This window comes from Bacteroidia bacterium (assembly GCA_041391665.1).
Lineage (GTDB): Bacteria > Bacteroidota > Bacteroidia > J057 > J057 > JAGQVA01.
Genome location: JAWKNO010000001.1, coordinates 2,748,633 through 2,768,848 on the forward strand (window position 1 = coordinate 2,748,633; position 20,216 = coordinate 2,768,848).

The 20,216-nt window shown below is 48.2% G+C and carries 17 protein-coding genes; 5 read left to right on the forward strand and 12 right to left on the reverse strand.

Annotated elements, in window-relative coordinates:
* Positions 1–20 precede the first annotated feature (20 nt).
* The 4 genes from R3D00_11165 to R3D00_11180 are packed head-to-tail and all read left to right on the forward strand — an operon-like array spanning position 21 to position 3,832.
* Positions 21–458 carry a hypothetical protein gene (locus R3D00_11165; protein ID MEZ4773732.1) on the forward strand — a complete coding sequence of 146 codons (438 nt, stop codon included), beginning with the start codon at positions 21–23 and terminating at the stop codon, positions 456–458.
* 32 nt (positions 459–490) lie between these two features.
* Positions 491–1,648: an ArsA family ATPase gene (locus R3D00_11170; protein MEZ4773733.1), complete on the forward strand. Its 1,158-nt coding sequence runs from the start codon at positions 491–493 to the stop codon at positions 1,646–1,648.
* 31 nt (positions 1,649–1,679) lie between these two features.
* Complete coding sequence (locus R3D00_11175; GenBank protein MEZ4773734.1) at positions 1,680–2,420, forward strand: (Fe-S)-binding protein; 741 nt, start codon at positions 1,680–1,682, stop codon at positions 2,418–2,420.
* Positions 2,417–3,832, forward strand: coding sequence for a lactate utilization protein B (locus tag R3D00_11180; protein ID MEZ4773735.1), 1,416 nt, complete (start codon positions 2,417–2,419; stop codon positions 3,830–3,832). The genes R3D00_11175 and R3D00_11180 overlap by 4 nt, the downstream gene beginning before the upstream one ends.
* On the opposite strand, the gene R3D00_11185 is transcribed toward R3D00_11180, so the two are convergent.
* The 12 genes from R3D00_11185 to R3D00_11240 form a co-directional block, all read right to left on the reverse strand.
* Entirely contained in the window at positions 3,774–5,516 is a 1,743-nt protein-coding gene (locus tag R3D00_11185; protein ID MEZ4773736.1) for an NCS1 family nucleobase:cation symporter-1, read from the reverse strand. The genes R3D00_11180 and R3D00_11185 overlap by 59 nt on opposite strands.
* A gap of 72 nt (positions 5,517–5,588) precedes the next feature.
* The gene (locus tag R3D00_11190) at positions 5,589–7,532 is read right to left on the reverse strand and encodes a T9SS type A sorting domain-containing protein (protein ID MEZ4773737.1); all 1,944 of its coding nucleotides are present in this window, start codon (positions 7,530–7,532) and stop codon (positions 5,589–5,591) included.
* 112 nt (positions 7,533–7,644) lie between these two features.
* Positions 7,645–8,994, reverse strand: coding sequence for an aminotransferase class III-fold pyridoxal phosphate-dependent enzyme (locus R3D00_11195; protein MEZ4773738.1), 1,350 nt, complete (start codon positions 8,992–8,994; stop codon positions 7,645–7,647).
* 4 nt (positions 8,995–8,998) lie between these two features.
* Positions 8,999–9,376 carry a GxxExxY protein gene (locus tag R3D00_11200; GenBank protein ID MEZ4773739.1) on the reverse strand — a complete coding sequence of 126 codons (378 nt, stop codon included), beginning with the start codon at positions 9,374–9,376 and terminating at the stop codon, positions 8,999–9,001.
* A 221-nt stretch (positions 9,377–9,597) separates the two neighbouring features.
* Positions 9,598–11,067: a CoA-acylating methylmalonate-semialdehyde dehydrogenase gene (locus R3D00_11205; GenBank protein MEZ4773740.1), complete on the reverse strand. Its 1,470-nt coding sequence runs from the start codon at positions 11,065–11,067 to the stop codon at positions 9,598–9,600.
* Positions 11,068–11,103: 36 nt separating this feature from the next.
* On the reverse strand, positions 11,104–11,538 hold the full coding sequence (locus tag R3D00_11210) for a nucleoside deaminase (GenBank protein ID MEZ4773741.1): 435 nt from the start codon (positions 11,536–11,538) through the stop codon (positions 11,104–11,106).
* A gap of 8 nt (positions 11,539–11,546) precedes the next feature.
* Complete coding sequence (locus R3D00_11215) at positions 11,547–11,924, reverse strand: hypothetical protein (GenBank protein MEZ4773742.1); 378 nt, start codon at positions 11,922–11,924, stop codon at positions 11,547–11,549.
* Between the two features lie 71 nt (positions 11,925–11,995).
* Positions 11,996–12,571, reverse strand: coding sequence for an LUD domain-containing protein (locus R3D00_11220; GenBank protein ID MEZ4773743.1), 576 nt, complete (start codon positions 12,569–12,571; stop codon positions 11,996–11,998).
* 71 nt (positions 12,572–12,642) lie between these two features.
* A complete protein-coding gene (locus R3D00_11225) occupies positions 12,643–13,728 on the reverse strand; it encodes a glycosyl hydrolase (protein MEZ4773744.1) in 1,086 nt (361 codons plus the stop codon).
* Between the two features lie 24 nt (positions 13,729–13,752).
* The gene (locus tag R3D00_11230; protein MEZ4773745.1) at positions 13,753–16,314 is read right to left on the reverse strand and encodes a beta-N-acetylhexosaminidase; all 2,562 of its coding nucleotides are present in this window, start codon (positions 16,312–16,314) and stop codon (positions 13,753–13,755) included.
* Between the two features lie 16 nt (positions 16,315–16,330).
* Positions 16,331–17,248 (reverse strand): sugar phosphate isomerase/epimerase family protein, encoded by a 918-nt coding sequence (locus R3D00_11235; protein MEZ4773746.1) that lies wholly within the window; start codon positions 17,246–17,248, stop codon positions 16,331–16,333.
* Entirely contained in the window at positions 17,248–18,495 is a 1,248-nt protein-coding gene (locus tag R3D00_11240) for a divalent metal cation transporter (protein MEZ4773747.1), read from the reverse strand. The genes R3D00_11235 and R3D00_11240 overlap by 1 nt, the downstream gene beginning before the upstream one ends.
* Before the next feature lie 100 nt (positions 18,496–18,595).
* Between R3D00_11240 and R3D00_11245 the strand changes: the two genes are divergently transcribed.
* Positions 18,596–20,170: a hypothetical protein gene (locus tag R3D00_11245; GenBank protein MEZ4773748.1), complete on the forward strand. Its 1,575-nt coding sequence runs from the start codon at positions 18,596–18,598 to the stop codon at positions 20,168–20,170.
* The last annotated feature ends 46 nt before the right edge of the window (positions 20,171–20,216 follow it).

Genomic DNA, 20,216 nt, shown 5'->3' on the forward strand with positions numbered 1-20,216 from the left:
TTGAGCCAATGATTATGAAAATGATGAAATTTATCTGTTTATCGCTGTTTGGCCTGTTTGCTTCAGGCTTAGTTGCCCAACCCGGTGGCGGAAATTTTGATCCCCAGGCAATGGTACAGCGTCAAACCGACGAAATAGCACAGGCACTGGAACTCGACGAGACAACCAAAGCCAAAGTAAAGGAGATCAACCAGGCTTCTATGGATCAGATGCGCAAAGCCCGCGAGGAAAATCAGGGAGACTGGGAAGCCATGCGTGGGATCCGTGAGCAGGTCAATGCCGAAAGAGACGAGCAGTTTAAGATTCTCTTCACTTACGAGCAATGGACCAAATACGAAGCCTGGCAGGCAGAAAGAGCTGCCAACCGCCCACAGGGAGGCCGCCCAGGTGGACAGCAGGGAACACCGCCCGAAGGAGGTCCCAAAGGAAAAAAAGGGAAAAAGCCTGCTGGAGAATAAGGTGAATGGCAATTCTTCACTACCTTTACCTTATGCGAATCATTCTCTTTACAGGTAAAGGTGGCGTAGGAAAAACCACCACGGCAGCGGCGACTGCCCTTCACGCAGCCCGACAGGGCATCAAAACGCTGGTCATTTCCACTGACCCCGCGCATAGTCTCTCCGATGCCCTGGATGTAGAACTTTCGCCCGAACCCACGGAAATAGAACCCAACCTCTGGGGGCAGGAGTTTGACGTGTACTACTCCATGAAAAAATATTGGGGAAATATGCGCGAACTGATGCGAACCATTTTCCGCTGGCAGGGTATGGACAATATCGTAGCCGAAGAACTCTCTGTCCTCCCCGGGATGGAAGAAGCTTCGGCTTTTTTGTGGATTGAAAAATATTATTCTGAGAATAATTACCAGCTACTGGTCATCGACAGTGCGCCTACCGGAGAGACCTTGACGTTGCTCAGCTTACCGCAGGTAACGCAATCCTGGCTGACCAAGGCCTTCCCCGGTCAAAGTTTTGCCGTAAAAACGATGGGCAAAATCGTAAGAAAAACGATGGACATTCCCCTCGACAAAGGATATGAAGAGCTGGAAACGTTATTTGCCAAACTCGAAAAAATCCAGAAGATATTTGTCAACCCCAATATCACTTCCATCCGCCTCGTGGCAAACCCCGAGCGAATGGTCATTCAGGAAGCCAAACGCGCCTATACCTATCTTCAGCTCTACGGCTACAATGTGGATGCGGTGGTCGTCAACCGTGTGATCCCCGCCCGTTCTGGGGGTAAATTGTTTGAGAAATACCTGAAATCGCAGGTCACGCATTTGCAGGACATTGAGGAGAGTTTTGCTCCGCTGCCAATTTTGAAGGTAGAACATATGGGGCAGGAAGTATTTGGGCTCGAATTGCTGGCTCAGATAGGACAAAGTCTCTACGGAAAAAAAGACCCCACGCCTGTATTCCACAATGAAAACCCATTTGAAGTAAAAGAGGTAGGGGAACTGTACCGCGTCCGAATCAAACTTCCGCTGGTGGAGGAAGAGGATGTCGAACTAAAAAAATTTGGCGATGAACTGGTTATCAATATCGGCAACCGGCGTCGCAACGTTTTCCTCCCAAAATTTGCTAACTTTCTGACGCTTGACAGCTATCATTACGACTCACCGTGGCTTACGGTGTGGTTAAATAAGTGACAAGCTGTTCTGAACCATAAAGAGGAAACCATTGAAAATCGGCCTTTTCATTCCCTGTTATATAGACCAGTTTTACCCACAGGTAGGGGTTGCTTCGCTTGAAATCCTCCAAAAACTAGGCTATTCGGTTGAATTCCCCCTCAACCAGACCTGCTGTGGCCAACCTATGGCCAATTCGGGGTGTGAAAAGGATGCTCAGGCTGCAGCCAGCCATTTTGTGGATATATTCTCCGACTGTGATTACATCGTCGGGCCTTCGGGCAGCTGTGTCTATTTTGTGCGAAAACATTACGACTTCCTGCCTGCTTCGGATGCGCTTTCTCATGTTCAGACCCGCACCCTTGATATCTGCGAATTTCTCTATCAGGTTGCAGATCTGGACAAAATAAAGGCCCGTTTTCCCGCAAAAGTAGGGCTTCACCCCAGTTGCCACGGTTTACGTGGATTGCACCTCGGGAAAGGATCAGAGCTTATGGGCGATGCGTTTTCCATTCAGGAAAGTTTGCTGCACAGGGTTGAAGGGCTGGAACTGGTGCCGCTCGACCGCAGCGATGAGTGTTGTGGTTTTGGCGGAACGTTTAGTGTCTCTGAAACGGCTGTTTCTGTCAAAATGGGCAATGACCGGGTGAAAGACCACTTAAACCACGGGGCCGAAGTCCTCACCGGCGGTGATATGTCATGCCTGATGCATCTCGAAGGACTGATTCGCCGGCAGAAAAAAAATCTCAGGGTCATGCATATTGTGGAAATCCTCAACCAGACAGCGGTATGAACCATTCGACAGAAGCAAAAAAATTTAATCAGGATGAGGCCCGCACGACCTGGCACGACCAGACGCTCTGGCATGTAAGGCAAAAACGCGACCTAATTGCGGCGTCGGTTCCAGAATGGGAAACCCTCCGCGAGCTTGCCAGCCAGATCAAAGCGCATACCCTTTCCCGTCTGGATGAATATCTGGAAGAATTTGAAAAAAATGCTACGGCGAATGGTATCGTTGTCCATTGGGCGGAGGATGGAAAAGCTCACAACCGTATCGTTGCAGACATTCTCCAAAAACACAAGGTGCGCAAGCTGGTCAAAAGCAAGTCCATGCTTACCGAAGAATGCCACCTGAATCCTTTCCTCGAAAAACAAGGCGTGGAAGTCATCGACACCGATCTCGGCGAACGAATTGTGCAACTCGCCCAGGAACCGCCCAGCCATATCGTTCTTCCGGCTATCCATAAAAAGAAAGAGGAAATCGGGGTGCTTTTCCATGAAAAACTGGGCACAGAAGCAGGGGCGACCGATCCGCAATATCTTACCGAAGCCGCACGCCAGCATCTCCGGCAACAATTTTTATCTGCGGATGCCGCTCTTACCGGTGTCAATTTTGCCATCGCCGAAACCGGCGGATTTGTGGTTTGCACCAACGAAGGCAATGCCGATATGGGGGTTCACCTGGCGCCTGTGCATATTGCCAGCATGGGCATTGAAAAACTAATCCCCAAAATGGCGCACCTCGGAGTGTTTTTGCGCCTCCTCGCGCGCAGTGCTACCGGGCAACCCGTTACTACATACAATTCTCACTTTTTTCGTCCACAGCCGGGACAGGAAGTGCATATTATTCTGGTGGATAACGGGCGAACTGAACAACTGGGGCGCGAAGATTTTCGCCGATCTCTCCATTGCATTCGTTGCGGAGCATGTATGAATACTTGTCCCGTGTACCGGCGAAGCGGCGGTTACAGTTATGGCTCGACTGTGCCGGGGCCGATAGGGTCAATTTTGTCGCCGGGAATAGATTTAAAAAAGTACAGCAGCCTGCCTTTTGCCTCGACGCTTTGCGGTTCGTGTTCGGATGTATGTCCGGTGAAAATTGATATTCATGTGCAGCTATACAAATGGCGGCAGATCATCGCGGAGGAAGGCCACCTCGATAGCGGAAAACGCATAGGAATGAAAATGGCCGGGAAAATGTTTGCCAGACCCAAACTCTATCAATGGGTAGGGCGAATGGGGCGAATGGCTTTGCGGATATTGCCAGGCTTTATGGTCAATCATCGGCTGAATCCGTGGGGAAAAGACCGGGAAATGCCCATTCCTCCCAAACAAAGTTTTCGCGATTGGTATGTAAAAAGCCAATCTACTTCTTCCTTGCCATCAACCCCCAGTACAACAAAAACGCCACGCCAAACCCTGTAAACCAGCTCAGATTATACAAAAACGAAAGCGCCGGAACCCATAGTCCGATCAGAGCCGCCAGGACGCCGATGGTTACTGAAATCAACGCGTTTACATTATATCCATGGCTGAACGAATACACGCCATTTATCTTATATAATTCTGCCAGTTGAAGCTCACGCTTCCGGACCACAAAATAGTCGCAAATCAAAATACCCAGCACTGGCCCGAGCAAGCCGCTGACAAAGAGCAGCAATCCGCTGATTTCGTCCATCAACCACCAGGGGCAGATCAGAATGCCCATTACGCCTGTAACCACCCCACCACGGCGGAAGTCGAGTTGTTTGGGAAAAAGGTTGGAGAATGCATTGGCCGGGGCAATCACATTGGCGGCAATATTGGTGCTGAGCGTAGCGATAATCATAAAAAGCTGTGCGACTACCACCACCAACGGGTTGTCAAATCTGGCAATCAGCGATACCGGATCCCAGGGCGCATCGTCGCCAATAAGAATGTCCTGAAAATTGACAACAGCTGCGCAGGTAACAAATATTCCCACAAACGAATACAAAATCATGGTTCCCGGTAGTCCAATAAACTGTCCGGCAACCTGATGTTGCTGGCTACGCGCATACCGGGTAATATCTGCGATACTGATAGACATGGTTGCCCAGAACCCAACCATTGCCGTAAGCCAGAGGATATATCCCCACCATTTGGAAGCGGGGTGAGCATAAGCCTGAAAATCAAACTTTGCTGTGACAGTGGATGATTCCACAAACCCACTTTCTGTCTGCGCCCGAAGCTGGATCTGCACTTCGCGGCTTCCATTGGTAAGACCGTCAATATCGATCTGCGGCTCGCGGATTTGCTCAAGCACAATGGCTGCACCTGGAGGTGGCAAAATCTGCCAGCCCATGTCTTTCATTCCATCTTCTGTCGGGACGACCATTCGGTATTGTGTGGCTTTGGCCATACCATCGGCAAGCGTCAGCGGATTGATCTGCAATACCATACCCTGCGGGTCCTCTATCTGAAGGGCAAACGAAGGTTTTTCCAACTGCCTTCCCTGGCGCAATACATTGGCAAAACCGCCACCATTCCATGCGCCCCATCCGATCAGAAATATACCCATCAGAACCAGAATCGGCGCAGACCAGTCTTCCAGCCAGCGGATACTTTCGGTACCCTTCCAGACGAAATACATATTCATGACCCAAAAAAGGGCAAAGCCCGCAAATTTGCCGAAAGACAGCCCCGCATCTCCGGGCTGCCCGGTAATGGCGTTCCAAATGGCATAAAGTGCCAGACCGCCAATCCAGGTCTGGATCCCAAACCAGCCGCAGGCCACAATCGCCCTTACAATCGCCGGAATATGAATCCCTTTGGTACCAAAAGCAGCTCTTCCTACTACGGGGAAAGGAATACCATATTTTACCCCGGCATGACCATTGAGTACCATTGGAACCGTAATGATCAGGTTGGCAATACCTATAATGATCAGGGCAACATACCAGCTTACGCCTGAGCGAATCATATAGGAAGCCAGCAGGTAGGTGGGAATGCACACAGCCATGCCAACCCAGAGTGCAGCGAGATCGAATATCCCCCAGGTGCGGCCTTTGGCCGGAACCGGAGCGAGATCTTCACTGTAAAGCGGAGAAGACGATATATCTTCCTTTAATTCAACAATTTTGGTGTCCATGAGACAAAATATCGTTTTGTTCACAGACACCAAAATAAAGTTCTTTTCAATCAGAACAAACCGCGGGTTGCCTTACTTAATGATAAACCGGCGGGTTTCGGTTTTGGATCCGTTGCTCAATCGCACAAAATAGTTGCCGGACGGCCATTGAGACGGACTTAAGGTGATGCTATTTTCACCTTTGATTCCACTATGGCTTTCCTGATGAAGTACGGTCCCCCTGATATCCTGAATGGTGATTCCCACTGTATTATTTTCCTTCATATAAAAACTCAGGTGGAGGTCCGCATCTTGTGGTAATGGATTGGGATATACATTAAAAGCTGCAACACTTGCATCCAGAGAAATTTCTACTTTCTGAGAGTAGGAGAAGGAACCATCCAAATCTGTTTGTTTGATCCGGTAAGTAGCTGTGCCTGTCAATGGGCTGGAATCTGTAAAAGAATAATTGGAAGTTGTGCTGGCATTCCCAACCCCTTTTACATTTGCAAGCGCGGTGAAGACCACGCCATCCTGCGATCTCTCGACCGTAAAGTAGTCGTTATTCAATTCGTGTCCGGTTGCCCAGTTTAGCGAAATATGATCACCTGCGGGTTTTACTTCGAGGAAAAGAAATTCTACCGGAAACTGAAAATCGCGTGCGCCCAGCGTAAAAATATCCCCGTCTTCCAGATTTACCCCTGAAAAGGTAAGCCGTTGTGCGGCAAAATTAAAGATACCTTCCAATGGGGGGAAATCCAGTGTTTTAAAATTGTCACCACTTCGCTCAATGATCAGTCGAAGTTGTGAGGGATCATCCACCTGAGGAAGTGAGGAAACTTCAAACTCAACCGATACAACGCCAACTCTGCCGGTAGCTTCTACTGCCCATGTTCTTTCCAGGCGGCTTTTTATTTCTACCCCATCTACATCTTCTGCATTTCCCTGGGAGAGATTGACCCCATTTTGTCCCCAAAACAAATATTCTCCATCTTCCAGATCGTTGGGCTTGTAGATTCTGACAATCCCGTGGCCTTTGGCATCCTCATGACTTTCTCCATTTGCCTGCCCGATACCTGCAACTTCGTAGCTATGTGTATCATCATGGGAGTAGTAATCTTCGGGAATAATAATATCATATTTGGCAGCGAGGTAATTTTGAATAATCACTGCCTGGGCAGGATTCAGGATTTTGTTGTAGGTGATAAACTCCATAACAGATCCTTTGAAATAATTACCGGTAGTACCCACTGCACCCGTAGCAGAATAGGAACGACCATTCACTCCTCCCAGACCAATTCCGCCACTATCGCTAAATAGTCTTCCTATTCCATTTGCTTCACCTATAAAATTTCCGTTGAGATACCCACTGAGGGTTCGGGAAGGTTGGTCAAAATAAAAGGTCAGCATATAAGTGGTGGAAGGAGTAACTGCTGTGGATACAAACTTATACCCCCAGGGTGCGTATCCGCCGTCTTTTGCGAGATTATGTCCGCCAATGTAGAGGTGGCCAGCTTCGATATAAATATTTAACCCGCGGGTCTCGCTGCCCTGTTCGTAGATAAACTGACGCGTAGTTACATCCGAACTGGTGTTAAAGGCGATAAGGAAGGTTTTTTCCGTGTAAGGACCACCTGTATTTAGGTCGGTATTTCCGGCAATTTGAAAATAATCATCATTGCCATCGAAAAAAACAACAGGCCTTCCGTGAACTATATTTGAGTAAAACGCAGGCATTTGTTTGCTGCTGGTTGATGCATCATAACCATTGGAGGAAAAATCTTTCCAAACAGGAATCTTTTTACCATCAGCAATTCCGGCAATTTTATCTGCCAGCAGCCACATCTTCAGGTCTGTATCATTTCCTATGCCGCCCGGGCCCTGGTTTCCAATCACACCAGAACTATTGCTCTGTCTGGTAAACATAAAAACAGCTGCGAGAATCATCGTGACTATGCCCGCAGAGAGCGTCATGGTCCGTACAGTGGTGGTTTGCTGGAGACTATTTCTGGGGTTATTTCTTTTGTTTCGATCCATGGGTTTGGTTTAATAGTACCATGACCGAAATTAGCAGCACACAGCATCAACCCACGACCGAACAGGTTACATTAATTACACATGAAAGAATCCGTGCATTATCGCAGTTCGCTTACTCTGTATAATACTCATCCGCAATGGTTATTGCCTCCGAAATAATTTCCAGTCCTTCGTCGATCTGCGCTTTGGTAATGCTCAGTGGCGGCGCGATAAAAATATAATTCCACCGCACAAAGGTAAACATGCCCAGTTCCCGGATCTTTGCCGCCATACGGTTAGCGGGCCCCATATCCTGCGGTCCTGCATTCCAGGGCACAACCGGCTCTTTGGTCTGGCGGTTTTTTACGAGTTCGATTCCTCCCAGCAAACCGGTATTTCTAAAATCTCCGATGGAAGGATGTTTTGCCTTCATTTCCTCTACCTTTGTTTCGAGGTAAATCCCCATGCGGGCAGCATTTTCTATCAAACCTTCCTCCTCATAGACATTCACCACGGCCAGCGCCGCAGCACATGCGAGCGGATGCGCCGAATAGGTCAGGCCCAGCGGAAGTGCCCTGTCGTCAAAATGTTGGGCAATTTTGTCGTGAACAATAATTCCGCCCAGAGGAACATAACCCGAAGTAAGGCCCTTGGCCATGCAGATGATGTCCGGAACCACGCCGTGATGATCGATGCCAAACATTTTACCTGTTCGCCCAAATCCGCTCATCACCTCATCGTCGATGAGCAAAATGCCATACTTATCGGCAATTTCTTTGATCAGCCGCCAGTAGTTGGGGGGATATTTGATGCAGCCGGAAGAACCCGATTCCCCTTCCATCAGGATAGCGGCTATGCTTTGCGGATTTTCAAACTGAATCACCCGTTCCATATGAGCCGCAGCCCGTTCACCGCATTCTTCTATCGATGAACTGTACCACGGGCAGCGGTAAAAATAGGGGTTTTCGACATGAATAAAATTGGGGACGGAAAGGCTGTCAATGGGGTGTTTGCGGGGATCGCCACCGGCAGACATGGCGCCATAAGTGCCTCCGTGGTAGGAACGGTAAAGAGAAATAATCTTCGATCGTCCCGAATATACACGTGCCAGCTTAATAGCATTTTCAATAGCCTCAGCTCCTCCAAGGGTAAAAAAGACCTTATTAAGTCCTTCGGGGGCAATTTCTGCCAGTTTTTTGCCCAACAACCCCCGCACTTCGGTAATCATCCCCGGATAGACATAACAGAGTTTTTCCATCTGTTGCTGCATTGCGTCAAGCACTTTCCGGTTGCCGTGTCCGATGTTGACATTCATCAGTTGGGAGGAAAAATCGATATATTTTTTCCCGTGGTTGTCATAAAAATATATTCCTTCTGCACGGTCAACCTGTATGGGGTTGAGTCCAGACTGCTTCGACCAGGAAAACAACGTATGATCCAGGTTGTATTGCAAGGTCTGTGATTGGGAAATGGGCTGATTCATAGGATTATAAGCCGTTTACGACTCTTTTGATATTCTCTTTCAGGACAGATGAATTAAAGTTAATTAATAATCCCAGTTTTTTTCCGGAAAGTCTCAAATAGGTTAATGTCTGTGAAAAATGAATAGGAGCGAGAAATTCTACGGATTTAAGCTCTACAATTACCTTGTCATCAACCAATATATCCAGTCGAAAGGCTGTCGGGAACTCCATTGTTTTGTATTCTAATGGAACATCAACCTCTGTCTGAACATAAAAACCCGCTTCTGTCAGCTCATAGGCTAATACTTTTTTATAAACAGACTCCAGCAATCCCGGCCCGAGAAATTTGTGTACTTCGATAGCTTTGCCGATGATTTCATAGGAAAGTTCATTCTCAGTCATATCAAAAAAATGATTTTGCTTTTTATGCAAATTTGTTCTCGCCAAGGTCGAAAAATACGTAAATAGAAACACTTTCCGCCACCCGAAGGGTTCACGCCAAGGTCGCCAAGAACCGCAAAATACGCAAAGGGAACCTTCGTTCCGCAAGAAATTCTTGGCGTCCTTCGCGGTTCTTTGTGGACTTTGCGAGAAACACTTTTCTGCCACCCGAAGGTTGCTTCTTAGCTCATCCAGTTGGTGCGGGCCTCGGGGTTCCACTTGACAGTGGTTTTTTTGAGTTGGGTCCAGAATTCAATAGAACTTTTGCCAGTGATGTCGCAGACACCAAATTTGGATTCATTCCAGCCACCGAAGGAAAACGGTTCTCGGGGCACGGGCACACCAATATTCACCCCGATCATGCCGGCACTGGCTTTTTCCTGCACATAACGCGCCATGCCTCCGCTTTGGGTAAAGACTGACGCAGCATTGCCGTAATTGGAACTGTTTTCGATGGCGATGGCCTCATCAATATGTTTTGCCCGAATGATTGCAATCACAGGCCCGAACACTTCTTCTTTCGCGATGGCCATTTCCGGAGAAACATAATCAATGATCGTCGGTCCGACATAATATCCACCTTCACTTCCGGGAACGCTCGCATTTCTTCCATCCACGAGTACTTTGGCGCCCAGCGTTTCGGCCTCGGTGATATATCTTTCGATCCGCTGTTTGGCTTCAAGGGAAATCACTGCCCCGAGATTTTGGCCGGGAATCACTTTTTTTGCCTCACGGCACATTTCTTCGATAATAGGTTCTACCGGCCCCACTCCCACCATAGCGGAAGCAGCCATACAACGTTGCCCGGCGCAGCCCGACATAGAAGCCACAACGTTCATCGCGGTCATTTCTTTATGCGCATCGGGGAGTACCAGCAGGTGGTTTTTCGCTCCACCGAGGGCCACACAGCGTTTGAGGTTACTGGTGGCGCGGCGATAGACAATTTTGGCTACTTTGGTGGAGCCTACAAAAGCCACGGCTTTGATGTCGGGGTGGTCGCAGATTCCTTCGACGATTTCCTTATCTCCATGAACGATATTAAACACCCCGTCGGGGAGACCCGCTTCTTTGAGAAGTTCGGCCATACGGCAGGCACTGAGGGGAACCAGTTCCGAAGGTTTGAGCACCATACAATTGCCCAGGGCAAGGGCGTTGGGGGCAGTCCAGTGAGGCACCATCAGCGGAAAGTTGAAGGGCGCGATAAAAGCCACCACCCCTACGGGTGCGTACTCCGTGCGGCATTCGACCCCACGGCTTACTTCCATGACTTCACCGGGAACCAGTTGGGGAAGCGAACAGGCAAATTCGGTAAGTTCGATGCTTTTGTCCACCTCTGCGCGGGCTTCGTCGAGGGTTTTGCCATTTTCGGCCTGTACCAGCGCAGAGAGCTCGTCGCGGTCGCGGATCAGCAGTTCGCGGTAGCGGTAGAAAATCTGTACGCGCTCTTTGATAGGCAGGGCAGCCCAGCGGGGAAACACCTCCTGCGCGGCGCGCACGGCCTGATCGAGTTCGGCTCTGCCGGAGAGGGGTAAAGAGGAAATTTCGGTTCCGTCGAGCGGGCTGAAAACAGGCATTCGGCGTGATTGGTCAGAGACGTATTTACCGGCGAAAAAATTGCGGGCTTCGGGGTATTTGTTGATGGTTTTGGGCATGGTTAGTATTTTTTGAGTGTTTCCCAACAATTTACATTAAAGCTCGCCGATATCCTCGTTCCAGAGTTGGGGTTTTTCGGCGATAAACTGCGTCATCATCGAAATACATTCGGCGAGGTCGAGGTCAATGACTTCCACTCCGTGAGACTCCATAAATGCTCGCGCACCGGGAAAAGTTCGCGATTCGCCGACAATGACTTTTGGGATTTTAAACTGCACGATGGTTCCTGCACACATGTAACAAGGCATCAGGGTCGAATAAATGACCGTATCGCGGTAACTGCCAATCCGTCCGGCGTTAAACAGGCAGTCCATTTCGCCGTGAAGGATAGGGTTTTGTTCCTGTACTCTTTTGTTGTGGCCGCGGGAAATAACCTCACCGTTTCTGACAAGTACGGAGCCAATGGGAATTCCTCCCTCATTCAGCCCGTATAGTGCCTCATCAATGGCTGCCTGCATAAATGGATCCATAACTATGGTTATTTAGTCCGTTCTGCCACTATTGGAAAGTTGTCGTACCCCGCCACGACAAAGCCGGTAAATGATTCGCCCGAAAAAGTTCCTTTAATGTCCAGATCATTGCCGGAGAAGTATAAACTCGCTTTGAGTTTGTTTTCATCATCTATGACGATATTTTTTAATTCGATTTTTGAGCCTGCGGCTTCGAGATAGCCGGTATAACCCTCTTCAGCCTGGGTTAGAACCATCACTCCTTTGTAGTCGCCCTCAGGGGTATTGGTAACACTGAAATCCCAGTTACCGGCGGCGGAGTAAGACACCGACTTTGTGCTTTTGCAGCCGGAGTATAGTGCAATTGTCATCAAAACAACAACCAGAATTGAAAAATACTTTTGCATGGAGGTGGATTTAGTTTTTGGGTGAATTTATGGTTTTTCTGGTATCTATAGAAGAATTTATTATCAATATATCAACCCCAAACCACCGTCAGACTTCGCGGGCCGTGCGCACCTATTACCAGCGACTGCTCTATATCGGCAGTTTTGGAAGGACCGGAAATGAATAAACCAAAACCGGTATCGCCAGAACCGATTCGCTCATAAGCCTCGTGCATATTCCAGACGAGTTGTTCAGCAGATAAAAAGATCACCAGGTGCTGACAGATAAAGGGTGCAGCACGATGGCCCAGCGCTGTTTCCGTTACCCAGATCGCTGCATTTTCTGCCACGCCAAATTCGCCTTCCATGACCATGACATCGAGATTTTCGAGTTCGTGCGGGTCGCTGATGGAGGTTAGTTCTACATTTCCCTTCCAGGATTCCAATAAAGCGCCTGCGGTGTTTCTGGCATCGGGAAAACGGTTATTTAACCAATCGGCAAAGGTTTCCTCCGGGGAGAGGTTCACAGCCTGTCCGCCTACTTTTTTGAGGGTTTCTTCGAACAGATTTTTGAGCGCTCCCGCAGGCCGGTCAAACTGCGGGATTTCCGGTAGGGCGACTTCGGGCGGTTTGTTCTGGCGGATTCTGGAAAGAATGGAGTTTTTCATCACCATCGGATTTTGAACATTTCGTTATTAGATATGAGAAAACAGCGCAGAACACATAGTTACTTCAAAAATCACACAAAAACTGCCGAAAAAATTCTGGGTAAACTGTGATTAATCATTTTCCACGACTCACCTCTGTCGGAGGAAATATATAAACAACCGGAAATAGTCCCAAATGCTAATTCGTCGCCAGAGACTGCCAATGCATGCCGCAGTACAATGTCATAACAATTTCCCTGAGGAAGCCCGGTTCGGAACGTTTGCCAGGTTTTACCGCCGTCATCGGTGCGCTGCACAAATAGCGACCTGTCGATAGCTACACGTATTTTGTCGCTGAGTGCCGGTATTACCCAGGCTACATGAGGATTATTGTGGTCAATGCCAAGCGCAAATCCGTAGTAATTGCTCCCATCAGGAGAAGTTATTTCCTGCCAGTTATCTCCTCCATTCACCGAGCGATAGACACCGCAATGATTTTGCTGCCATAGAATATCGGGCTCAGAAAAGCATGCGAGGAGCAGATGTGGATCATAACCCGCTTCCGGGTAAGGATTAGGCAAATAATCGGCTTTTAACCCATTGTGTTTCATTTCCCAGGTTTGGCCATCGTCTTTGGACGCAAAAACGCCTGCACAGCTCACTGCAATATGGATATGTTTTTCATCGCGTGGGTCAACGACAATCGAGTGAATGCCTGCATGGTTTCTGCCTCCGCCAAACCAATGTTCCGGTCGGGTGGGGTGATTCCAAAGGCTTTGGTTGAGTGTAAAGGTTTCTCCTCCATCATCGCTGGAAAACAACCCGCCCGGCTCTGTTCCGAGATAGAGCCTGTCTGGCTGATTTTTGCCGCCTTTGGCAATGGTCCAGATATACTTCATCGTTGCGGGAAGCCCGGGGCGGATTTCTTCTCCTTTGGGATAAACAGGTGCGGGCATTTCCTCCCAGGTTTTTCCCTCATCGCGCGAACGATGGAGTTTCTGTCCCCAGTGTTTGTGATCGAGTGCTACCCACCAGTAACCGGTACGGTCATCGGCAAGCACCGTAGACACCGAAAATCCCTGGAAAAAGTCGCCGGAGAATAACCATTTTCCCTTTACTCGCCTGTAAACGATTAATCCCTTTCCGGTTGCGAGTAATAATGTATCAGATGTGCTCATATTTTGTAAAGATAGTCCTGCACCTCAATCCAGTATCCGGTACTTTTGCTTGTGATTGCGTACGATTTTGTCAGGCAACCGGAACGAAAACCCCCAATCTCCCTTCCATTGCTCTACTTTGATAAGGATATGGTTATTCCCCTCGACTAATGGCAGCATACATTCGTCTTCATCGGGAATCAGGCTTCTTTTGGCCAGTTTTTGAAACACTCGTTCTCCGTTGCAGAATACTTCGATTCCGTCATTACTTCCGAATGTTGCCCGCACATTTTCTGCTTTGGGGCTTTCGATCCGGCAATAGGCATAAGCGACGGCTTCGGTATTTTGCTCATAAAGTGTTGTAAAATCAACTCTGTCTGAAAGTAGCGATGCGTGTTTATCCCACATGAGGGTTCTGCCATCCGGAGTCTGAAATAATTGTCCGGGAATAGGTTTTGCCATTTTTTCTCCGCCCATATCTATGAGAAAATCGGCCTGTGGAATATGTGGTTTTTCGATGTGAAAGGGTCCGGTCGTCAACCAGAAGGTAAAAAACTGTCCGGCAGTTTCTGACACGGCGAGTCGAACTTCTGTAGGAGGAGGTAAAAAATTTCCGGACAAAACGAGTCTCCCGGCATCTTCCAGAAGTTCTACGGTTTCGTGAAGGTCGGCCAGCCGCTGGTCATAAGGCATCAATGCATGGTCAAGCCAATATGTACGGTTTTCTTCCATCCACAGATTTTGAAATTCACTGCGAAGGCGGGTCCAGGTTGTGGTAAGTTCGTCAATATGGCGGAGTGAAAGTTTGAGGAAATAGACCGTCGAGTCCCGGTTTTGGTACTGGTACATACATGCTTGTCTGTATTCTGCAGCTGCCTGAATCACTTTTTTTCGGCTTTCTACCGCTGCCATGTACAAATCCCAGGTAAATTGCCAGTACCGCAGTTCCTCACCAAAGGTTTTTTTATACATGGGCCGAAGAAAAACCCCCGCTTCTTCCAGTTGTGTTTCGACTTCGCTCCAGCCACTCATATTTAGTTGCACCTCATCACCACGGGCCGGCAGGAGGGTTTGCCACAACATATCATTGTTCATTTCCTGGGTGGGTGCCAGTTCGGCGAGACCATTCATCATGTGGAGGAATTGTGGTTGACGGGTTTCGGGGTCAGCATAACCCGCAAGGGAAAACCTTCGGTCAAATTCCAGCACTTCTTCTCTGTTTGGATTCCAGCTCTGGTCGGCACCGTAAAAAACGCCATACCAGTCGCGGCTAAAAAAATGGCTTCCGCCATCGTCCCAAACTGTATTGAGCAAACCCAAAGCGCCTTTTTCAAGCCCTTCATTGGCGAAGTTTTGAATATTGACAACAGTTTCGTTAAAGTCGGGCATCATACGATTGGAGTTGAGCACCCCGGAACAAACAATAAAGTCAAATCCCCTGGCCTTAAACGGATCGATAAATGCTGCAAAAGATGTATTTGCGCTGTAGTCCCATGTCCCGATGATTGTTTCTTTGGGAATCAGATCCAACACATCGGGATGCGCGAGGGCCATATCTCCCCACATGAGCGGTCTCCGACCATTTTCCTGCACATGTTTGATCAGCGGATTTACATGGCTGGCAAATATTCCCCCAACCCCAATATTAGCTGCCAGAGCTTGCTGATTTCCTCTGCCCAGGTCCCAGGCTTCGTCGCAGTTGATGGCAAATATGTCTGAAGAAAAGGCTGGATACATTTCGGTATAAATGTCTGTCAGAAACCGTATCACCTCGGGGTCGCCGGGCTTTAGCATTCGGTTGGTCGCAGCCAAATGGGCATACTGAGGGAAAGCCAGGATATTGCTGAAATGCCCCAATGACTGAAAGCTACCGATAAGTTCAATATGATATTTTGCGGCGTAGTCGGAAAGTTCTTTCCATTCTGCGAGGGTAATGCCGTCCTGCGGGGCAAAGTCTCCGTATTTTTTTGTGCGAATAATATGCTCAATATAGAAGGTAACCCGGTTGATTTTCATGGAGGCATACCGCCTGATTTGCGATTTCATAAAATCCATATTGGGTAGTGGCCCCCGGCTGATATCATCCATTACTCCGCGGAATTCAAAATCAGGCCAGTCAGTGATTTTCATACAGGGAATATTTCCCGGAAGATAGGCACGTCGAAGCTGGAGAAGGGTTTGAAGGCCATAAAAAAGCCCCTGAGAAGTGTTGGCAGCGACAATGATCTGTCTGGAGGATACGACAAGGGTATATCCTTCCTTCCCCCATTGGGTTTCTTCCTGAATCCCTGCCGATTTGCAGAGTTGCTTAAGCTCACGGTCCTGCTCTGGTATGCCTATCCATATAGCTGGACGCGGATCTGTGGTTTCTCTGCCGTGCATTTCGGTGAGTTGTTCTTTCAATACATCGTCATTCTCCTGAACCGAAAGTCGGAAAAATGGCCGGTCAGGCATGGAAAAACTTCCGTTGCGGAATTCGGTTTCCTGCGGTAGCGGTACTACAGGAGGTGTCTGTGCATACAGGTTTAAGCCAGGTATCAGTCCGGCGAAAATGAAAATAATCCATGCTGGGGGCAAACAGAAAATAGAGAAAGAAAATCTGGACATTCGGATGGGTTTGGGGTTAAATCAATCGGTCTTTCAGCCAGGTTGCAGATGTTATATAAGCATTTCTAATATCATCAATTGCTGTTTCTGCACCACCGACGTCTATGCCAAAGTGGCCATTAAATCCTGTCGATTTTATCATATCAAAAAAACGATCCCAGGAAATATTGCCTTCACCGGGGGGCAGGTGCTCCATTTTTCCCTCCCGGCAATCAGACAGGTGAATATAGTCTATTCTTTCTGCCAGACGCAATAGCGCAAGGGCAGGATTTTCCTGTAAGGCAAAAAGATTGGCTGTATCAAGGTTATATCGAAGGTTATCGCGGTTGACTGCATCTGCAAAATAAAGAAAGGCATCGGGAGTTGCCGCCAATACCCCCAGACAAGGGTGGAGGTGATAAGAAAGCCCAAAGGCTGCAGCTATGTCGCAGGCTTCCCTGAATGTGTCGATGAGATCCTTCCAATAGGTTTTCCAGTTGAGTCCGGGCCCCAATCTGGCCGCCATGATCACTTCCCGGTCATAATGCCTGACTACCGGAATATCCGCAGGAAAATGATAGGGTGGGAGAGGGGCATTGTCCAGCACGCCGCTAGCACCGATATGATGCGCCGTTTCGCATCCTATCGCAAACCGTCTGAGGTTTTCCTTTCGGATTTCGGCATTGTCGGCACCCAGTCCCGGCAATACCACACAGAAATAAGGGATGTAAAGATCTCTTTCCTGCAATTTTGCTTTAATATCAAAACGGAGGTCATACATCTCCCGGATGTGCGTCTCTCTGATCCCTTCCAGTTCGACAGACTGAAAACCCATATCGGCCATCTCGTCGAGATAAGCCAGGGTATGCTCAGCCGGAGGCGGATAACCGTATCGACTGATGACATAGAGGTAGGCACAGATGATATTTTTCGAAAATTTTGTTGTGTGTTCCATTATGATTGAAATAATTTTTGAATGTCTTCCCACAACCCGGTAGCGCCGGCTACAGCCATCAGCAGGGTGAATATTCCGATGAGTCCGAGTGTCAGATTTTTTGCAGGTGAAGCGGTATATTCTCCCATAATTGATTTTTTATTGAGCAAAATCTGCATCAGAATTAAAATCAGCGGTGTGGCGATGATCGTACCTGCCTGAGATACAATCATCAGGTAGACAGGCCTTCCGCCAAATAACGGAACAACAAGCCCGAGTGAGAAACCAAATAAAACCAAAATTCTGGATCGCGTTGACTTCATATCGCGAGGTTTTCCCTCAAAGTCAGCCAATAACCATGGCGCCAGCAGTGCATTGGGAAATAAGGAGGAAAGCCCCGCACAGACAATTCCGGCTACAAAAACTGAAACCGCAAATCTCCCCGCCAATGGTTCCATCAGGTTCACCATATCCATGGCGTTATCGATTTTCAGACCTTGCGGGAAAAGCGTTCCGGCAGCAGCCGCCATCACTGCCGCACTCAGAAAAAACATCAACCCTGCAGAAATACCCGCATCTCTTCTCTCTAGTTTCAAGTCTTTGGCGGTCCATCCTTTTTCCTGAACTAAAATAGACCGTACTACATAAAGAACGCCTCCCATCGTTGTTCCGACCATTCCCGCCATGATCAGCATTTTCTCAGAAGTGCGGGGAATTTCAGGGACCATGCCGCGCATAATTTCTACAGGGTCAGGGATAACCATAAACATCGTCATGACAAAACTCAGCCCCATGATTGCGACAAAAAAAGCGAGCACACGTTCAAAAAAGCGATGTTTTCCCTGCCAGAAAATATAATACAACACCCCAATAAATATCGCCGCCATGATTAATGGGGAGAATCCTTCGCCCGTACGGGTCAAGGGGCGCGACCATTCTTTTACTACTTCTACAACGATCGCCATGACTCCCATGCAGGAAACCCATTCGCTGATCAGCAAAGATGCCAGCACAAGGAGCGACACCCCGGAGCCAAAATGAATTCTGAATGCATGAAGCGCCGTGAGGCCTGTAATGGCCGTAAACCTTCCAAAGGTAACAATCAATATATAGGTAAACACGCAGGAAAGTAACAGCGGCCAGGTCATGGACATTCCATAAGCAGCGCCGGAAGCGGCCATTGTGGTGATGCTTCCCGTCCCAATATTGTAGCCAATCAGGAATATGCCCGGCGCTATAGACGCGAAGAAAAGTGCGATTTTTTTCATTACCCTAAATATGAAAAAAAATGAAAGATATCTGGCAAACTCAATTCTGCGGTTAAAACAAAATTCCCCTTATCTTTATAGCTGAAAACCCATTCAATCTATGAACATCCGCCAACCGGCATTCCTGCTCCTGCTCCTGCTTTTTACCGTAAAGGTATATGCTAACCCGTCACACAGCGCCAGCATGTCCTATGGATATGATGTGCGGTCTTATGATCTGGAAGTCAAACTTGATGCAAAACTGCAACGCATTGCAGGTCGCAACAAAATTACCTTTCACACAGAGCGTCAGCTTGAGACGATGCTTGTGGATCTCGCCGGGAATATGGTCGCTGCCCGGGTGCTTTTTTCCGGCAAACCCCTGAAGTTTGAACAGAAAAATGGGCTGCTGGAAATACGTTTTGCCCAGCCGTTAAAGAAGAGTTTCACGGCAACTGTGGAGATATTTTTTGCCGGAAATCCGCGTGCCACCCGATCGGCAATGCCCATTTGGTCAAAAGCAGAAAATGGAAAAGACCTGATCAGCCTTGCGCCTGATATGCTGGCACCTGAAGAGTGGTGGCCCATAAAAGCAGACCCGGAAGATGTCGCCGACAGTATTTCTATATCCGTGATTTTTGACAAGGATGCAGCGGTAGTGGCCAATGGCCAGATGAAGGCCAAAACTAACCTGCCCGGTGGGTTTACTCAATGGCAGTTTGGTTATTCGGGTAAAATCAGCCCGCAAATTGTCGGGATTCATATCGGAGATTTTGTGCTTGTTACCGATGTGTACAACAATAAATCGGGTGCTCATCAGATGCAGGCATGGGTTACAAGGGCGCATCAGGCCAGAGCCAGAGAATATCTCTATGAGTTGAAAGGGATGATCGGGTTTATGGAGAAATATTTTGGCCCTTATCCTTATTGGAAAGATGGCTACCGAATCACAGAGGGAAATTCCGGACATCGCCTTGATCCAGAAGAACAGCCGAATGTACAGGGTGAATCGGGTTTTGTTCAAAACGGAGATCGCTACCTCCTGCGTCAGGTTGCTTACGATTGGATTGAACGTCCACTGGATATAAAGGATGAAAAAGATACCTGGATTTATGAGGCGCTGTACACTTATGCGGAGTTTCTGTTTTTTGAAGAATATTTCAATGCTGATCGCGCAAAAGCTTATATGAAAACTGAGCGGGAATCCATTCAGGATGTGGCCTTACAGTATGAGGGCAGCCTGACCCCTGATCTTAACCGTCAGGTTGGCCTGAAAGGTGCCTGGTTGCTTCACTCCCTGCGGGTAGTTGCAGATAATGATGCAAAATGGTTTGAAACACTTCGTACGCTCAGCATGGATTTTCGAACCAAAACACTTTCCGCCCAGACATTTTATGAATTTTTATCATGGAAACTGGGGCAGGATTATGTTTATGTTTTCCGTCAGTATATGGCTTATCCCAATTTGCCGGTATTTGTCTATAAAATTCACAAAAAGGGCAAAAAATTTAACCTCTCCTACCGATGGGAAGCGGATGTTGCAGAGTTTGATCTGCCTGTGGATATGCAGACACTCAGCGGGGTAGAGCGCCTCACACCAACCAGCGAATGGCAAACCTTCACCCGTAAAGGAATGTCAGAAAAGCAGGTGTTTTTTGACGATAATGCAGGTCTGTTTGAAATCAGACGGGATTAGGCAAAGTACTTTTCCCTTCCGCATTAACAACGGTCATGGGTTTATC

Coding starts and splice junctions, on each gene's coding strand:
- R3D00_11230 (MEZ4773745.1), bottom strand. CDS start 16,314: ATGTCCAGATTTTCTTTCTCTATTTTCTGTTTGCCCCCAGCATGGATT.
- R3D00_11215 (MEZ4773742.1), bottom strand. CDS start 11,924: ATGCAAAAGTATTTTTCAATTCTGGTTGTTGTTTTGATGACAATTGCA.
- R3D00_11240 (MEZ4773747.1), bottom strand. CDS start 18,495: ATGAAAAAAATCGCACTTTTCTTCGCGTCTATAGCGCCGGGCATATTC.
- R3D00_11180 (MEZ4773735.1), top strand. CDS start 2,417: ATGAACCATTCGACAGAAGCAAAAAAATTTAATCAGGATGAGGCCCGC.
- R3D00_11190 (MEZ4773737.1), bottom strand. CDS start 7,532: ATGGATCGAAACAAAAGAAATAACCCCAGAAATAGTCTCCAGCAAACC.
- R3D00_11195 (MEZ4773738.1), bottom strand. CDS start 8,994: ATGAATCAGCCCATTTCCCAATCACAGACCTTGCAATACAACCTGGAT.
- R3D00_11245 (MEZ4773748.1), top strand. CDS start 18,596: ATGAACATCCGCCAACCGGCATTCCTGCTCCTGCTCCTGCTTTTTACC.
- R3D00_11235 (MEZ4773746.1), bottom strand. CDS start 17,248: ATGGAACACACAACAAAATTTTCGAAAAATATCATCTGTGCCTACCTC.
- R3D00_11200 (MEZ4773739.1), bottom strand. CDS start 9,376: ATGACTGAGAATGAACTTTCCTATGAAATCATCGGCAAAGCTATCGAA.
- R3D00_11165 (MEZ4773732.1), top strand. CDS start 21: ATGATGAAATTTATCTGTTTATCGCTGTTTGGCCTGTTTGCTTCAGGC.
- R3D00_11205 (MEZ4773740.1), bottom strand. CDS start 11,067: ATGCCCAAAACCATCAACAAATACCCCGAAGCCCGCAATTTTTTCGCC.
- R3D00_11225 (MEZ4773744.1), bottom strand. CDS start 13,728: ATGAGCACATCTGATACATTATTACTCGCAACCGGAAAGGGATTAATC.
- R3D00_11170 (MEZ4773733.1), top strand. CDS start 491: ATGCGAATCATTCTCTTTACAGGTAAAGGTGGCGTAGGAAAAACCACC.
- R3D00_11220 (MEZ4773743.1), bottom strand. CDS start 12,571: ATGAAAAACTCCATTCTTTCCAGAATCCGCCAGAACAAACCGCCCGAA.
- R3D00_11210 (MEZ4773741.1), bottom strand. CDS start 11,538: ATGGATCCATTTATGCAGGCAGCCATTGATGAGGCACTATACGGGCTG.
- R3D00_11185 (MEZ4773736.1), bottom strand. CDS start 5,516: ATGGACACCAAAATTGTTGAATTAAAGGAAGATATATCGTCTTCTCCG.